Consider the following 17,283-nt stretch of genomic DNA (forward strand, 5'->3'; position numbering starts at 1 on the left):
GCTGAGCCACTGGGCGATACAGAAAGCGTCGTTCCGTCTTGCCTGCTTTCACACCGTTAGAGTGAAGTTATAAGTTCGCTTTTTCTTTGTTGTTTGGCCATTTTTTTGCGAGCTCTTGCCGAACTCGCTCTGCGACGCGGTTTGCTTCGTCGGGCGGTTCGTACATCCAGTCTTCAATTGTTCCATCGAAAGGTTTTGCGAACGAACCTTCGATCATGGCCGTATGAAATTGTTGGAATTTCTTCGCTGGACGTTTTTCATCGAGCATCTCGATAAAGACCGGTTGCCCGGTTGCGGTCGCTTCGGAAATCATCGAGACGGAATCATTCGTGACGACGCAGTATGAGCAGAGTGCGAGTGCCGACAAGTAAGGATTTTCTCCTTTTCCGTCCCACACAAAATGATCTTCTCCGAAAGTTTGCCTCAGCGCAGCTGTCGCTTTGGAAGGAGTCCGTCGGGATGGAATTATCGCCAGTTGAAGATCATCGCTGGCTGCGGCTTGTAGGTGCTCCGTCAATTTCTGGACGTCGTTGTCATCGAATGCATAATACTTGTTGGGGCCACCGAGAAGGACTGCGATGAAGCGGGATGTCAACTTGTCCAAACCGCTGACTGGTCCGATTCTGGCAGCCTCCTGAAGTTTTTCCAGAGAGAGATGGTGCATCGCTCCGAGGGTTTGAATGACGTTTTGTCCCTGAAGTTTATCGTGCTCCGGAGCGACGATGAGATCGAAGCTGCTTCGGCTGCGCTGTGGATCTTGGAGATGAATCAGAAACGCTGAGTTGTTGTAAGATTTCTTGAATGACAACGCAGCCAAAGCAGCCTGTCGGCCACAACTCATAAGGATGTCTGGTGAAGGGAGTTGTGAAACATTCTCTGTCGTGCGAAACGTTGCCGGCTTGAGTGAGACGAGTGGCGAAGGGAGCAGCCTCCACGGAAATCGAATGCGGGCGTCGAAGGGGATCGATGTCACTCCAATCGCTTCCGCCAGCCCGCGTAATTGACTTTGATGCCCGGCCGCTCCATCAGCAATTGTCCAGCATGTCAAAGAGGAAAATGAAGGAGTGTTGACGTTGGCTGTGTCAGTCATTTTCTCGTCTCAACTCTTCTTGAGATATCGCTGCTGGAAAGCATTCATCCATTCGAGATAATAATGGAATGATGCCGTTCGACATACCCGAATTTGTGAGCCCGATAATGAGAGTTTTCAACGCAAATTGCTGGAGTTCGGAATCGCCATTGACAATCTGGTGAAATCGGATCAAATCGAAAGAGAGCTAAGAAACTTATGCGAAATTGAACATATATTCAGTGAGTGAAGGCATGCAAAATGTACTGACTCTCATCCTCGCAGGGGGAAAAGGGTCTCGACTGGAACCATTAACACTCGATCGTTCTAAACCCTCTGTTCCCTTCGGAGGAATTTACCGCATTATCGACTTTGTGCTTTCGAATTGCATCAACAGTGAGCTTCGTCGTGTCCTGTTGCTGACTCAGTACAAGGCTGCCAGTCTGGATCGCCACATCCATCTTCAGTGGGATTTTTTATGCCGTGAACTGGGGGAATTCATCGAAGTTCTGCCACCGCAGCAACGTGTCGGCGAGCATTGGTATCGGGGGACAGCTGATGCCGTTTACCAAAACATTTATACCATTGAACAAGCTGATCCAGAGACCATCCTGATCCTCTCTGGTGATCATATTTACAAGATGGATTACGAGCCATTTTTGAGGGATCATCTCAATTCCAATGCGGATTGCACCATCGCCTGCCTCCCTGTTCAACGTGAAGAGGGGCGCGATTTCGGAGTGATGGGAGTTGACAGCGAAAACTGGGTTCAACGCTTTGAAGAAAAACCGGACGACCCGTTTCCGATTCCCGGTGATTCGAGTCGATGCCTCGCTTCGATGGGAATCTATGCGTTCAAAACCTCATTCTTGTTCAATGAACTGTGTCACGACGCGGCATTGCCGAAGAGTTCGCACGATTTTGGAAAAGACCTGCTTCCCCGCATGATTCAGAAGAGTCAGGTGCGTGCGTACACTGTCAAAGATGACAATAATAATCCAATTTACTGGCGCGATGTCGGAACGATCGATTCCTATTATGAAGCGACCATGGATTTAATTTCCGTCGAACCGAAGTTGAATCTTTATGACTTTTCCTGGCCAATCCGAGGCTACAATCCTCCGATGCCACCACCGAAGTTTGTGTTTGCGGATGAAGATGCCACACCGCCCCGCGTCGGACATGCGATTGATAGTCTCGTCGGGCCGGGCAGTATTATTTCTGGCGGCAAAGTGACACGGTCTGTCATATCACAATCCGTGAGAGTTGAAAGCTATTCCGATGTTCAAGACTCGATCCTCTTTTCCGGCGTAACAATCGGTCGAAATGCACGGGTGCGGAATGCAATTGTCGACAAAAATGTCCAGGTGCCGGACGGCTTCACGATTGGATATCACCGCGAGCAAGACTTAATGAACCGCCTCACCTGTACCGACTCCGGCCTGGTCATTGTCCCAAAAGATTACCACTTCGAGGTCTGAAGCGGTGAAGACTACGAGTCGTGATCTTCACCTCTTCAACTTTCAGTCTCTGTGAATTCCGTGAATCAGTCTCCGTGGAGTTGGCGCAGGCGGGAGGATGTCCGCAGCATCCACTGGATGCGTTCGAATTCGTTGACCCAGTCTTGAATCACCGCAGTTGTTAATTCGGCATCGGCAGCGAGCCCGGTAGGGCATGTTGCTCCCCCGAGTTCAGCCATCACGCTTCGGTATTTCGAGAGGGTGCGGTCTCCGGCGCGTCCACAGAATTGTCCATCTTCGCTGAGGAATACAATCGCCGGAACGCGAGCACCGCCGCAGGTCTTTAATTCTTCCGAGAGTTCTGGAGAATCGTCACGATCTGCAAAGCGAATCTTGATGAGGGGATTGATCGCTGCGAAATGTTCGAAGATCGGACACTGGTTGACACAGTCACCGCACCATGCCCCCGCCATCACGAGAACTTTCATTTCTCGTACAAAACTTTTGAGCAAGGTTTGTTGTTCGTCAGTTAGTGTGACGGAATCATAGAAGTCGCTCCACCGACGCTCTTGCTCTGGAGTCGCATACTTCTTGAGGAAATCCTGATACGAATGTGCTTGATCAAATTGTGCTGAGTAGTCCATGGTGATACCTGATTTGCTGAGGATCTACGGTGAATTTCTGTCGTGAGAGGAAACTGCTCTCATCAGACGAAAGGCTTTTGCTGAAGATCGCGATCCCCTGATTGCCAGTCGCTGGAAATCGATTCGAAATTTACTCCTGCTTCGTTTCAGCAGGAGGAGAAGCGGAAGCAGCGGCTGCATCCTGAATCCCTTTGATGAATGTGTCCGTTTCGTCTCGTTCTTCCATTCCCGGTGGGGGGATGTAGGTGAATCGCTGAACCGGGATCGGCTCGTTGATGACCACGTTACTGAATTCGACAGTCAAAAGAGGACTGTACGTTGATCTCTCTTCAGAGAGCTTTTTGAGGTACTGGAACTTTTGAGGAAATAGCGTTTGCTTGTCGAAGGTCACTCTGACCCGATCCGGAAGAAACTGTTGAACTTGCGAGGAAAGCCCCCCCAGCCCGGTGAGCAACTTCCCTTTCTCTTCCTCATTCCAGCGACCTTGTAAGATGATGACAGGTTTTCCGTCTTCATCTTCCTCACGAATCGAATCAAAAATGATGACTCGCTCGAGTGAAGCGAGGATTGCGGGGACTCCTCCAATTCCGATTTCGGCAGCTCGTACTGCGTCGGGTTGATCGATGTGTAAGTTGGTTTCGTTGATGATTTTTTGGATATCGCGACGCGTTAATTCGATTTGCGGGGTCGCATCTTCCTTCTTTCCGACTGAAGCTGAAGTGATCTGTCGGCTCGTGTGCAATACTTGTCCATCGCAGACTTCGAGGAAGACTCCCTCCATTTCGCCTAGTTTGACTGAATACTCAAGCCGCGTTTTGAATGGATGGCTCGCATAGTATTTCCCGGTTGCCTCAAAGCGAAAATCTCCCAAAGAAATTCTTTGTGCGAGATCCGCCTGCACGAATTCATATCGCAGCAGTCGAGATCGAGCTTCCTGGAGAACCAGAAGTGCCTCTTCATTGGGAGGCGCAAGTTCTTTGCTGTCAGCATCTTCAGATGTTTTCGGGGTGTCAGCGGGAGGGGTGTTTGCATCCTGTGACCATGCCGTGACAGCGCGCAGTGAGCCTGCAAAAAAGAGGAGCAATGCGAGAGTTAAGATGTATGGATTTTTCATGTTCGATCGAATTTGGCGGATTTAGCAAAGATTCGAGTCGCTCCAGTCCGAAAACAATAGAGACTGTGAGCCTTGGGTAATGTGAAACAGCAATTCAAGGCCGAACACAACAGGCAGTCGACATTTGCCGTCGCTGCGTCAACCTAATTGTAACCGTCAGTGACAGTGTTGGTCGACCGCAATTTGGAGCGATTCAACGGGACCGGAACGGAAGAGGTCAAACGATGAGACTCTATTTTCTGGCTTTGGGAACATTGCTAATCGTGTGTGTAGGATGCGCACATGATGGACAGCAACTTCTCCAGAAAGAAGCCTACCATGCCCCACCGGCAGCGATGATGAATAATCCTGGACCTATGGTTGGTGGCCCTGGCCCGGGTGTCATGCAAACCAGCTTCAATCCACCCGGTCCGCACGGAGGACCTCAAATGGGACCACCTCCAGGAATGATGCCACCTATGTGCCCACCGAATGGTCCACTGCATGGTCCACAGGCAGCCTTCCGTGGATCTTCACAGATCCGGTTCCTCGGACCTGAAGGCATGCACGTTGGCTGGCAAATCGGACCAACATTCGCTGAAAATCAGCTGATGGCTCCAGGTCGTTACAACTTCTCGCAAGCTGCAACTTACCGCTTGAAGTTCACCGACATCCCAGGTCGTGAAGGGCTTGTTGTGTATCCGTCATTGCACGTTTACCCAACACTTCCAACAACAGCGGCTTACCTCGAACACAACCCACTGCCTTTGCGAATCACCGACGAGGATCTCGATCAGGTCGAGACGAACAACTTCGTCACCAAGGTCATCTATCTGCCAGATGCCAAGTATCAGGAACTCGCAATTGCAGGTGTTGAAGAACTCGTTTCGACTCGCCTTCTTCCAGGACAAGATCCTGTCTCAGAAGCAAATCGACGTGGAACAATCATGGCTGTTCTGCGAATGGGGAACATTGATCTCGAAATGCCAGGTCAACCAGGACCAGGTGTCGGGATGAATGGCAACATTGAGCGGACTGCACACATCCAGAAAGTGGATGGAGAAATGGACCAGCATGTTGCTCCAGTGCCAATCGGATCGCACATCGGAATCGGAGAAGGTGGCGTCCCTGCCGATATGATGGTCGGCGGACCATCCTACCCTGGGCAACCTCCTTACAATCCCGTCGTCGGGATGCACGGAGCTCCGATGTACGGTTACCCGTCAGTCGGAACACCAATCGGACTTCCAGGCCCTCCACACATTCCACTCGGAAAACCAGCTGGTTTGAAGTCTCACACGATTCGGAACACCACCGACTACAACGTTGGAGAACCTGTTGACGATGTCCTGATTGATGTCCGACATGAGCCAGGCATCAGCATGCCGAAGCCTGTTAAGTACATTCAGTACACCGAAAAGCATCCTTCGTACTCATCAGGTGAACTCTCCGTTCCAGCTTGGGCACAACAGTAATCATCACAATCCTGAACCGGGCAGAATTTTCTCCCGGTTCAAGATTTTGATTGCTTTTCCCGGAGTTAGAATTTTTCATCGACCTCGCTCGAATGCAAATGAAAGCCGCTTACTCCAACAGGTAAGCGGCTCTCTTCGCACCTCAATCGTCACGTCAGAACTGGTCTTTATTGTCTCCACGCTGGAAGTTGTCTGAATCCATGCCATCCCAGTATTGATGCAAGATGCAAGCCGCGAGACTGAATCGGACAAACTGACCTGAGAGCAGAATAGCATGACACATTGTCGAACCGTATTCTCAACAGCCATCCTCGTTAGCACGTTGTTGCTCTCGACCGTAACAATTGCGCAGGATCGACACTTCCCGCTCAATCACCGGCAACCAACCGGAATGGCAGGGCGTTGGAGCTTACTCACGCATCCTCAGAAAGCGGGAGTTTTGCAACCTGTCGAAATCCAGCTTCCCTCGGCTGGTCATGTGACCTACTTCCAGGGATCTCCGCAAAACGCTGTCCTCACGCAATCGCCATCGAACGTCGGAATGATGGTCGGGCACACCTACCGAGTTCGCATCAGCGGGATGCCTGAATTCCCCGGTGCCGAACTCTACCCGACAGTTGAAGTGCTCGATCGGCTGCACGCTCCTGACGGCCTTGCGAAGAGCTATCCCATTCCTGTTGAAATTACAGCAGACGAAATCGAAATCGTTCTACAAGACCGGATGGTGACCAAAGTCATCTATTTGGAACAGCCCGACTTGGCTGCCCCGTTCGCTCAGGGAGAACGAATTCGGACTGAAGATTTGAAAGTGACAGAAAACTTGTTGCGGGCTGCTGATGAACGTGGGCGACCTATGGCGATTCTCCGAATTGGAGGACGCATCCCGGATCCAAATTCCCCGGTCGATCCTTTTTACAGTACCTCGCCCATTGCGATTCCTCAGCAATAGCCATTCGCTGCTCCGTTTTTGCAAGAACGAAGCATCCTGCCTTTTTGGGCTTTATTAGTGAGTGAGATAGTGATGACTCTTTCCAACCTGAGACAACGAATTCGTTCTTCGTCATTCGTTCAAGCCCTCGCTCCAGCGATGCTCGGAAGCGTGCTGCTTCTCGGCTCATCCTGCTCCAATGTTCGTGAATTCGCTGCAAGCCCTCTCAAGAGAAGCCCTCCGCTTGCCAAAGCTGAAAAAGATTCGAGTGAAGAGAAAGTCAAACACGCATTGGCAGGCCAGTCTGAGTCCGACAGCAGCTTCATCAAGCTCTTGCAGCACAAGATGGGAGGGAAGTCGTCGACTCCGAATGCTGTCGACCAAAGAACCGGTCAAGCAGCTCAGTCATCAACTACCAGTGAAAATCTGATCGTTAAGAGTGACGATCCGTTTCTCCACTCCACATCGCGTCCTGAGCCAGCCCCTGCAAATTCAGCGACCAGCACTCAACCGCAGTCAATTACTTCATCGACAACAGCACCAACAGGCACCACTGCCTCAGCACATCCTCCTGTTGTAAAGCAAGCTGCAAAACAAACTGCCGAGGCACTACCAGAGTCCTCACCGAGACCGTTCGTTGATAGCAACGTTCAGCTCGCTTCCGCAGAACAGCCCACCGCACCATCCCCTAACGCACCATCTTCTAACGCACCATCCCCTAACGCACCATCCAATGTGATCTCCGATTCATTGGCATCAAGAACTCTGACATCAGTCCAGTGCGAACCTCTCGCTGATTGCCCGCCTGAGTTCGCTTGTCCGCCGCTTGGAGATTCACCCTTTAGAGAAGTTGTGGGGGCTCGACCGTTCACCGGACCAGAGATTATCGGCGATGAATATCTCCACGATGGCGGAGATCGTGGAACGAAGGTCCATTACTCGGACGGTACTCGTTACGGCTTAGACATTGAAGACACCGTTGTCGAATGGACTGACGAAATGGGAGTCGCTCGTGTGAAGCCGAGTACGCGTGCATCGATCTACGCTCCCCGATTTGGTGCGGTACGGTCGGCGTCATTGCCACACACCGACATCAAAATCGCCAAAGCAGCTGGTCATCAAGACCAACGAAAGCTGGGTGGAATCGATACTCAACTCATCATCGATGAGAATGTCCACAACGACGAAGCGATCGCAATGCGGATGCGTTCTCGGTCAAGTGGGGTCGAGTCGAAATCGACCGAGAATGTAGTCCATCAAAATCAGTCTGCCGGGAAACACGTCAAACTGCTCAATGTGTATGAAGACTTCCGATTCTTCCGCGAAGGACAATTTGATAAAGCCAACAATGCAGTGATTGGTCAGGCAGTCGAAGCAGCATTTGATTGGAACGGCGACCTGGGCGTCATCATCTACGCCAACGATATCTCAGGGCAAGTCGTTCAGGGACGCTTCACTGCACAGGATTACACAGGCATTGAGGATCGCAGCAAACCGGGCGATCTGACTATCACGAAAGTGGTGGACAAGCCAGCCGCGAAACCGGGCGACGAACTCACTTTCACAATCCGATTCGATAACATCGGGGATCGTCCTTTACGGAACGTCCGCGTTGTTGACAATCTCTCGCCACGGTTGGAATACATTGATGGCTCTGTCGATGCCAGCCTTGATGGTAAGCTCGACACAGAAAGCAACGGGCAGGGGAGTCAAGTTCTCTCCTTCACCTTCGACAACGAACTCAAGGGACATACCGGCGGTTGGGTCTCCTTTAAATGTCGCGTTCGGTAGGTCAAATAGGTCAATGTTCGCAGAGAGTGCCTGAACAGCCGCGGCTGTTCTGCTTCGCCTGATCGTTTGGGGTCGAAGTCGAGTGGAGCGTACGAAGCAATCCGCTCGACGAGACACCGTTCTCTTGTGTGGATTCGGTCGCACTTCTTCTGCGAATTAGCTGCTTGGCGGTTTGTGTTCTGTATCGCCCTCCGCATCGACTCAGCTCTGATCGACCATAGCCTGGTCCAGTTCGAGCAAGTCATTCACCCTGAATTTGCAACAGCGAATGGCGGGGGATTTCTCACTGCGATGATGGCGGAATCGTCCTGAATCGCATCATCGTTCACTTGTGAGTCGCTACCGGGAAGCGTATCCTCGTTTGTGCAAGATCGTGACGATCACAAAATTGCCTCCCCCCTGAAAATCCTTCCTGACTTCGGAGTGAAACGATGAAAAACTTCTTACTTTCGGTGACTGCCCTCGCATTGATGACTCAAGCTTCTTATGCCATCGATATCACTTTGAAGGTTGGCGATAAAGCTCCAGAGTTCACTGTCAAAGATGATGCTGGCAAAGACTGGAAAGCGAGCGATCACTTCGGCAAGAAAATTGTCGTCGTCTACTTTTACCCTGCAGACATGACCGGTGGATGCACTGCTCAAGCGTGTGGTTTTCGTGACGATCTCGGCAAGCTGCAAGGCAAGAATGTGGAAGTTGTCGGAGTGAGTGGCGATTCGGTTCGCAATCATCAACTGTTCAAGAAAGTTCACAATCTCAACTTTACACTTCTGGCAGATCCCACTGGAGAAGTCGCTGCGGCGTTTGGTGTTCCGTTTACAAAAGGGGAGAAATCGATCACTCGCGAGATCGATGGGAAAGAAGAAGTTTTGACTCGTGGCGTAACGACAAAGCGCTGGACGTTTGTTGTTGATGAGAAGGGCGAAGTCGTTTACAAAAACGAGCAGGTGAAAGCTGCAGTGGACAGTAAGAAAATTATGGAAGTGGTCAGTAACTTGAAATAATCAGGGGAAGCCCTTCCACTCTCGCACAAAGCGACACAGAATCGGAAACGGTTCCGTGTCGTTTATTTTTATGATCTCTGATGGGTTTGAGCGTTATGAACCGGATTGCATTTTCCTGCTTGTTGTCGTTGTTTCTCACTTCAGCTGTTTTTGCAGAGCCGAATTTCGTTATCTTTGTTGCGGACGATATGGCTTGGGATGACTGCGGTGCGTACGGTCATCCATCGATTAAAACACCGAACATGGACAAGCTGGCTAGAGAGGGGATGCGGTTTGATCGTGCTTACCTCACCTGTTCATCCTGTAGCCCGAGTCGCTGCTCGATGCTGACAGGGCGATATCCTCATTCCACAGGAGCTGCAGAGCTGCACCTCCCGCTTCCTGCAACACAAACGTTGTTCACAACTCCGCTTCGAGAGCAGGGCTACTACACAGCGGCTGTGGGGAAATGGCATCTTGGAAATGCAGTCGTACCGCAGTTCGATTTGGTCAAGCCGGGAGGCGGTCCAGGCGGTGAAGAGCATTGGGTCGGTGTTCTTCAAAATCGTCCGAAAGACAAACCTTTTTTCATGTGGCTTGCAGCCACTGATCCCCACCGAGGATACAAACCGGGTGCAATTGATCCGCCGCATACCCTTACCGATGTTCGCGTCCCACCGATTTTCCCAGAGACCAGCGAAGTCAAAAAAGATCTCGCTTTGTATTACGATGAAATCGGCCGCTTTGATGAATACATTGGCAAGGTCGTCGACGAACTCGACAAACAGGGGGTTCTCGATGAAACATTGATCCTCGTGATCAGTGACAACGGGCGCCCGTTTCCTCGCTGCAAAACAACTGTCCTTGAAGATGGTGTGAAGACTCCATTTATTGTCAGGTATCCGCCTCTCGTCCAGCCAGGATCAGTCTGCAATTCCCTTGTGAGCACCATCGACATTGCTCCGACAGTTGTTGAGCTCGCCGGAGCAAAGCAACTCGACTCATTTCAAGGCAAGACCTTTACTCAAACATTGCGATACCCAGAAACGATCCGGCACTTAATGGTTTATTCCGAACATAACTGGCACGACTACCGTGCATTCGAACGCAGCGTTTGCACGGAACGATATCGCTACGTAAGAAACTGGATTCCTGAGCTCCCTTTAACCCCACCTGCTGACGCGGTTCAGAGCCCCACTTACGACGAAATGAAACGACTGAAAGAAGCGGGGAAGTTAACCGAAGCACAACTCTCACTGTTCAAGCAGCCTCAGCCCGAGGAAGCACTTTACGATGTCCTTAACGATCCCCACTGCTTGAACAATTTGCTAGAAGGGGACTCAGTCACTGAGGAAATTCGCCAAATTCATTATCAACATCGGGGGATGCTGACTCAGTGGCAGTCCGACACGCAAGACACCTTCCCCGGCATCGACAAGCTGACTCCCGATGGGTTCGACCGAGTTACAGGCAAGCGAATTCCCGGTGTGGTCGCCCCGCATCCTTCGTTGAAGAAGTAGTCCCGACTCAGAGACATCACACTTGGTGTGCGCCTCAGGAAAAGGCGCACGTAGCTATGGGCTCTCGCCTCTTTGCATCAGCATCGCCCGCGCGAGATCTCTTCAGTTGGCTTTCGCTCGATGTTCGCGATGAAGGTGAAGCCCGAAATGACTTTGCCCACAAGCGTCTGCTTGTGGGCAAAGATTTCTGTAACATTTTTCGAATCTGTATTCGCAATCTGCTTCGTGGAGATGTGCGATTTTCCAGATGAAAAACACCCTCGATAGCGCTCGAAACACGAAACTGTTCAAGCAACAACTTCTCAGCCAGTTGCGAAACAGAATGGAGTTGGCGCTATGACGATAATTTCCAATGCGTTTGACGTAGCACTGCGAGTGGTTGCGATTTAATTTTTTCGTACCACACGGTCAGCAATGAGCCATCATCGAGTTGAACGGTTGACGGGTAGCCCAAATCGCCCGAAGTCGCGTCATCGCTGATGGTGATCGCTTCTGACCAGGTTTTCCCGTTGTCGGAACTGACTCTCGCAAGGTTTCCCAATGGTTTACGGCGATGCCCGTACGACATCAACAGGCGACCATCTTTGAGTTTCAACAAGTGGGACGGCAATCCCCAGACTCCGATAGAGCGCGGCTTGCTCCAGGTTTTTCCTCCATCACTTGAAACAGTTTGCAGCGTTTCTCCAGCGTTGTTCTTGTTGTGGTTGCGGATATGTGTGATCAGGTCGCCGTTCTCTGCTTCGACCATGTGGAGTTCATGGTAAGCGTTCGGATCGTCTCCATCTCGAGGAGGGATTTCTGAGAACCATTCCCATGTTTTCCCGTCATCGTTCGAAACCGAAAGTCCGATGCGAGGGTTCTCCAGCCAAAGCTGTTTGCCGGCATAAAGGATTCGACCATCCTTGAGTTGGGTAGGGCCATGCGGGCTGTTGACTAAGCTGTCGTTTTTAGTGGACCATGTCAGTCCGTTATCCGTTGAGCGGAGGACCCACGTTCCAAGTTGTTCCTTCCGTTGCTTCTCAGGGATACGATGGCCTTCTGCCAGCCATCTTGCCATTTTCTCTTCGGACCAGGAACCGTTGCTTTTGGCTTTGGTGATGTTGCTTTCATAAGCCAGTGACGAAAATGTCGTCACAAGAATTGAGCCCTTGGCAGTCTCCAGGACACCAGCATCCCGGTCGTCGATTGCAGAATCGAGCAATGTTCGTGGCCAAGTCCAGGTTTTTCCGTCGTCATCGGAGGTCATCCATTCGACTGTTCCGAACGGGCAGACATGTGCTTCACGACGTCCCGACCAAACCAGCATCAAGCGACCGGACTTTTGCCGTCCCAGTGTCGACCAGCCATGGTAATATTGCGGTTGTTGGCTGATGATTTTTGTTGAGAGGATCTCCGCGGAAATACCGTCGGCGAAGACTGATCGAGGCAACAGGCAGGAACCAGCAGCAAGGCTGGCGGTGCATAGAAAGGATCGGCGAGTCGTAGGCGTTTGCATGGTGGACATATTTCTTGCTTTGATGTTCAAGAGGAAAGAACATGTGAGGAAGGACTGTGTAGGACTTCCCAAAGCATGAAGCGTTTCGCCAGACACTTCAAGTCTCTGGCGAAAATGCGGTCCGGCTATTTGTTAAACAGGAAGTGGCAAATGTCACCATCCTGCATGACGTACTCTTTTCCTTCAATGCGTAGCTTCCCGGCAGCCCGAATCGCAGATTCTTTTTTGTGTTCCTGCAAAGCTTCAAGACTGTAAACTTCGACTCGGATAAAGCCTTTTTCGAAGTCGGTATGAATCACACCGGCAGCTTGTGGGCCAGTCGCGCCGATCGGAATTGTCCAGGCACGAACTTCCTTCACGCCAGCAGTGAAATAACTTTGCAGTCCAAGCGTGTGATAGATCGCCCGTGCCAGCACAGCCAGTGCTGGTTCTTCAAGCCCAACGGACTCCAGCATTTCAGCTCGGTCAGCTTTATCGAGTTCGGCGATTTCAGACTCGAGCTTTGCACAAACTGGAACGACATCAGCGCCAGTTTTTTCTGCGAATTCTCGAAGTTGTTGCACAAGCGGACCTTCGCCGGTCAAATCGTTTTCGTCAACGTTGGCAACATACAGGACTGGCTTGGCTGTCAACATTCCATAACCGTTGACGATTTTTGCTTCCTCTTTATCAAGCTCCAGCTTTCGGAGCGGCTCCTCTTTGTCGAGATGTGCCTGACACTTTTCGATGACAGCGACACGCTTCTTCGCATCGGCATCTCCGCTGCGCGCTGTTCGCTGAGCTTTGCCGATGGCATTGTCGAGCATCTGCATGTCGGCGAGCATTAATTCGGTTTCGATAATGTCGATGTCGTTGACCGGATCGACTTTCCCCGAAACGTGCGTAATGTCGTCATCTTCAAAACAGCGAACGACCTGAATGATGGCATCGACTTCGCGAATGTGGCTGAGGAACTTATTGCCGAGTCCCTCTCCCACGCTGGCGCCTTTGACGATTCCTGCAATGTCGACCAGTTTGAGAGCCGCCGGAAGAATCCGTTCGGGGTTTACAAAGCTGGCAATAATTTCAAGACGTCCATCGGGAACACTGACGATCCCCTCGTTTGGCTCGATGGTACAGAAAGGGTAGTTCGCGCTCTGCGCAGATTGTGAGCAGGTCAATGCGTTGAACAGTGTACTCTTGCCGACATTCGGTAAACCGACAATTCCAGCTTCCATAGTTGAATCTTCGTCGTCTTGTTGAAGTGAATGAGGAAATTAATCAGCCCCCGGTGAATCACCGGGGGCTGATTGGATGAAGATTAGAACCAGTCCGGAAACTCGTGGAATGGTCGCTTTTCTCAGCGTTTGAGAGAGCGAATTCAGGTTTCAGGATCTAGTCTAATAATGAATTCAGTCCGAGGGTCTACATCAAAGTTTAAGCTGTTCGTGGCTCAACTTTGTCTGGATCGATCCCAAGATCTTTGATCACTGAGGGTAGCTTCGATTTCTCGAACGCACCCTCTTCAGCCAAGGCTGAGAGTGTCGCAAATGCGGTGCATTCAGCATCGATCTCGAAGTGTCGTCGAAGAACCGGGCGAGTGTCGCTGCGACCGAATCCATCGGTTCCTAATACGACATACTGACCAGGAACCCACTCACGAATCTGATCTGCCACCATGCGGATGTTGTCACTCGATGAAATGAATGGACCATTAGCCTCGGCCAGAGTTTTTGAGAGGAACGACTGCCGTTGCTCGCTTTCCGGGTGCAATCGATTCCAGCGATCAGCTGCCATGCCATCACGACAAAGTTCGCTATAGCTCGTGACGCTCCAGACATCGGTGCCGATATTATACTTCTCTTTGAGGATTGATTGAGCCCGGAGGACTTCGTTGAGAATCGTTCCCGAACCGAATAGCTGAGGACGCTTCTGTTGCCCCTCTCCACTTTCGGTGCTTTTAAACTTGTACATCCCTTTCAGAATGCCCTCAATCACACCCTCTTCTTCCGGCATCGGAGGCATTTCGTACGCTTCGTTATACACCGAAAGGTAGTAGAAGATTTCTTCTCCTTCGCTGTACATTCTTCTCAAACCATCCTGCATGATGACTGAGAGTTCGAATGCGAATGCAGGGTCGTAGGCAACAAGGTTTGGAACAGTCGCAGCCATGACGTGCGAGTGGCCATCTTCATGCTGCAAACCTTCTCCGTTAAGAGTGGTTCGGCCCGATGTTCCACCAACCATGAAGCCTTTCGCACGGCTGTCGGCTGCACACCAGATGAGATCACCGACACGTTGGAAGCCGAACATCGAGTAGTAGATGTAAAGCGGAATCATGTTCATTCCGAGGTTACTGTAGGCTGTTCCAGCTGCGATGAACGAGCTCATCGCTCCCGCTTCAGTAATACCTTCTTCCAGAACCTGTCCGTCGGTTGCTTCCTTGTAATACATGAGGTTACCGCCTTCGCGGTCGACCGGTTCGTACAGCTGTCCCTTGCTGGAATAAATTCCAAAACTACTGAAAAGCCCTTCCAACCCAAATGTACGAGCTTCATCAGGAATGATCGGCACGATTCGATCCCCGATGTTTTTGTCTCGCATTAGGTTCTGCAGAATGGCTCCGTACGCCTGAGTCGTAGAGACTTCGCCCTTGCCAACCGTTCCAGTTAATTGACGCTTGAAGGTTTTGTCTTCCAGCTTGGGAACTTCTAAACGCTCATCAGTCGGCTTCCGGCTAGGGACGTGACCTCCGAGTTGTTCTCTGCGAGCCTTGAGATACGCCATTTCTTCACTCCCTTCTTCAGGGCGATAGAATGGCATCTGCTCGACGTCTTCTCTGTCAATCGGGATGTTGAAACGTTGACGGAACGAGTGTAACTCTTCGTCGTTAAGCTTTTTGGTGTTGTGCGCAATCATGCGGCCTTCACCCGCTTCACCCAGCCCGTAACCTTTAATAGTCTTGGCAAGGATGACTGTCGGTGCTCCTTTATGATGAACTGCTGCATCGAAAGCTGCGAAGACTTTCTCTGGGTCGTGTCCGCCTCGTCGCAACTTCTCAAGCTGTTCGTCACTGAGATGATCGACCAGTTCCTGAAGTTCAGGGTCGTTGAAGAAGTGATCTCGAATGTAGTCGCCGGTCGAGCAGGAGTACTTCTGATACTGACCGTCGATGATCTCACCAAGACGCTTCGTCAATTTGCCGTTGTGGTCGCGGGCAAGCAAGTTGTCCCAGTCACCCCCCCAGACAACCTTGATACAGTTCCAGCCAGCGCCGCGGAACGCACCCTCAAGCTCTTGGATGATCTTCCCGTTTCCACGGACTGGACCATCGAGTCGCTGAAGATTGCAGTTCACAACCCAAACGAGGTTGTCGAGGTTCTCGCGCGATGCGAGTGTGATCGCTCCGAGCGATTCCGGTTCGTCAATCTCACCATCACCCAGGAAAGACCAGACTTTCGATTTCGAAGTATCCTTCAACCCACGATTATGCATGTATCGCAAGAAGCGAGCATGGTAGATCGAGCAGATCGGACCCAGGCCCATCGAAACTGTCGGGAACTGCCAGAAGTCAGGCATCAACCAGGGATGCGGATACGATGAGAGACCCTGACCACGAACTGCTTCCTGACGAAAATGTTCGAGGTGACTCTCATCTAAACGACCTTCGACGAATGCACGTGCATACATTCCCGGAGAAGCATGTCCCTGAAAGTAAACCATATCTCCAGGGTGATCTTCTGTCCGCCCGTGGAAGAAGTGGTTGTAGGCGACTTCGTAGAGAGTCGCAGACGAAGCAAATGTTGAAATGTGTCCGCCGACTGCTCCGGCATCTGCGGTTTTCTTGTTCGCTCGCACAACCATCGCCATCGCATTCCAGCGAATGATCGACTTGATCCGTCTCTCAATCTCCAGATTTCCGGGGTAGCGAGGTTGCTCATCAAGAGGGATCGTATTGACATAAGGGGTGGTTGCTTTGAATGGCATCATCACCCCACGGTGATAGGCCCGCTCACGCAACTGTACCAGCAGTTGTTGCGTCTTCTCTGGTCCGTAGCGATGCAGGACATCTTCCAGCGACTCAAACCATTCTTCCAACTCGACGGAGTCGATCCCCTCGATAAGTCCTTCAGCCGTCTTTACGACATCATCGGTAGCCATGATTTCTTGACCTTCGTATATGATGATTGACATCAAGTGATATTAATACGCATCGAAACTGCGTGATTTGTGTTGCTTTTTGAGAGACCTATTCTAACAAGAGACGACATCTGCAACACCCATATTCATTCTCGGGAATTGTGATCCCCTCAATTGTTGACACGTCCCGACTTGCTGAGTAACCTGCTGTCGACCAATCTGGTTAGAAAGTTCGGTGAAATCGGTATTTTCATCAATTTTCCGGTGAGCAGAAGCCGAAACCAGAAAGACTCAGGGGAAGGACAACTCATTTCGTCCTCCCGTTCGATCAGTTCAATCCATGAATTTTGAACGATCAACAAAACAACTCGGGGGATTAGCTCAGTTGGGAGAGCGCTTGCATGGCATGCAAGAGGTCAGGGGTTCAAGTCCCCTATCCTCCACTCGAAAAGCCGCTGATCCTTTGTGATCAGTGGCTTTTTTAGGTTTCTCAGTGCCGTTTTCTGGTTGCGGACTGTTCAGGCAATTTCTGCGATCTAGGCAGGAAGTGTGTTGAGCGATTGCGAGAATGGCACGTACAGAATTGTACAGTCCATTGTCCCACTTGCGTTGCACGCGTTGGCCTGCTTTCGTTCGAATGCTGTTCCGGAAACTTCAGGTCAGCTATCCTGAAGATCCGTTGAGCCACGACAACGCTTCAAAGACG

General features: G+C 51.0%; 12 protein-coding genes and 1 tRNA gene. 7 read left to right on the forward strand and 6 right to left on the reverse strand.

Annotated elements, in window-relative coordinates:
* Positions 1–67: 67 nt before the first annotated feature.
* The gene (locus tag ACN0YR_RS05090) at positions 68–1,090 is read right to left on the reverse strand and encodes a mitochondrial fission ELM1 family protein (protein ID WP_417848115.1); all 1,023 of its coding nucleotides are present in this window, start codon (positions 1,088–1,090) and stop codon (positions 68–70) included.
* Between the two features lie 221 nt (positions 1,091–1,311).
* Between ACN0YR_RS05090 and glgC the strand changes: the two genes are divergently transcribed.
* Complete coding sequence (gene glgC, locus ACN0YR_RS05095; protein ID WP_417848116.1) at positions 1,312–2,550, forward strand: glucose-1-phosphate adenylyltransferase; 1,239 nt, start codon at positions 1,312–1,314, stop codon at positions 2,548–2,550.
* A gap of 65 nt (positions 2,551–2,615) precedes the next feature.
* Here the strand turns inward: glgC and ACN0YR_RS05100 are convergent, their stop codons facing one another.
* Together ACN0YR_RS05100 and ACN0YR_RS05105 are read right to left on the reverse strand one after the other, a co-directional pair.
* On the reverse strand, positions 2,616–3,173 hold the full coding sequence (locus ACN0YR_RS05100) for a thioredoxin family protein (RefSeq protein WP_417848117.1): 558 nt from the start codon (positions 3,171–3,173) through the stop codon (positions 2,616–2,618).
* Positions 3,174–3,303: 130 nt separating this feature from the next.
* The gene (locus ACN0YR_RS05105) at positions 3,304–4,287 is read right to left on the reverse strand and encodes a hypothetical protein (protein ID WP_417848118.1); all 984 of its coding nucleotides are present in this window, start codon (positions 4,285–4,287) and stop codon (positions 3,304–3,306) included.
* Between the two features lie 224 nt (positions 4,288–4,511).
* On the opposite strand from ACN0YR_RS05105, the gene ACN0YR_RS05110 reads away from it, so the two are divergent.
* The 5 genes from ACN0YR_RS05110 to ACN0YR_RS05130 all read left to right on the forward strand — a co-directional run bounded on the left by ACN0YR_RS05110 (position 4,512) and on the right by ACN0YR_RS05130 (position 10,963).
* On the forward strand, positions 4,512–5,741 hold the full coding sequence (locus ACN0YR_RS05110) for a hypothetical protein (RefSeq protein ID WP_417848119.1): 1,230 nt from the start codon (positions 4,512–4,514) through the stop codon (positions 5,739–5,741).
* Positions 5,742–6,015: 274 nt separating this feature from the next.
* Positions 6,016–6,690 carry a hypothetical protein gene (locus ACN0YR_RS05115; RefSeq protein ID WP_417848120.1) on the forward strand — a complete coding sequence of 225 codons (675 nt, stop codon included), beginning with the start codon at positions 6,016–6,018 and terminating at the stop codon, positions 6,688–6,690.
* 72 nt (positions 6,691–6,762) lie between these two features.
* The gene (locus ACN0YR_RS05120) at positions 6,763–8,460 is read left to right on the forward strand and encodes a hypothetical protein (protein ID WP_417848327.1); all 1,698 of its coding nucleotides are present in this window, start codon (positions 6,763–6,765) and stop codon (positions 8,458–8,460) included.
* Positions 8,461–8,891: 431 nt separating this feature from the next.
* Entirely contained in the window at positions 8,892–9,464 is a 573-nt protein-coding gene (locus ACN0YR_RS05125) for a peroxiredoxin (protein ID WP_417848121.1), read from the forward strand.
* Positions 9,465–9,559: 95 nt separating this feature from the next.
* Complete coding sequence (locus ACN0YR_RS05130) at positions 9,560–10,963, forward strand: sulfatase (RefSeq protein ID WP_417848122.1); 1,404 nt, start codon at positions 9,560–9,562, stop codon at positions 10,961–10,963.
* 334 nt (positions 10,964–11,297) lie between these two features.
* Here the strand turns inward: ACN0YR_RS05130 and ACN0YR_RS05135 are convergent, their stop codons facing one another.
* From ACN0YR_RS05135 to aceE, 3 genes are all read right to left on the reverse strand, one after another.
* Positions 11,298–12,467, reverse strand: coding sequence for a sialidase family protein (locus ACN0YR_RS05135; RefSeq protein ID WP_417848123.1), 1,170 nt, complete (start codon positions 12,465–12,467; stop codon positions 11,298–11,300).
* 116 nt (positions 12,468–12,583) lie between these two features.
* Complete coding sequence (gene ychF / locus ACN0YR_RS05140) at positions 12,584–13,675, reverse strand: redox-regulated ATPase YchF (RefSeq protein WP_417848124.1); 1,092 nt, start codon at positions 13,673–13,675, stop codon at positions 12,584–12,586.
* Positions 13,676–13,874: 199 nt separating this feature from the next.
* A complete protein-coding gene (aceE, locus tag ACN0YR_RS05145) occupies positions 13,875–16,598 on the reverse strand; it encodes a pyruvate dehydrogenase (acetyl-transferring), homodimeric type (RefSeq protein ID WP_417848328.1) in 2,724 nt (907 codons plus the stop codon).
* A gap of 349 nt (positions 16,599–16,947) precedes the next feature.
* Here aceE and ACN0YR_RS05150 point away from each other — a divergent pair.
* A tRNA-Ala gene (locus ACN0YR_RS05150) sits at positions 16,948–17,020 on the forward strand.
* Positions 17,021–17,283: the final 263 nt, after the last annotated feature.

The organism is Thalassoglobus sp., assembly GCF_048270125.1.
GTDB lineage: Bacteria > Planctomycetota > Planctomycetia > Planctomycetales > Planctomycetaceae > Thalassoglobus.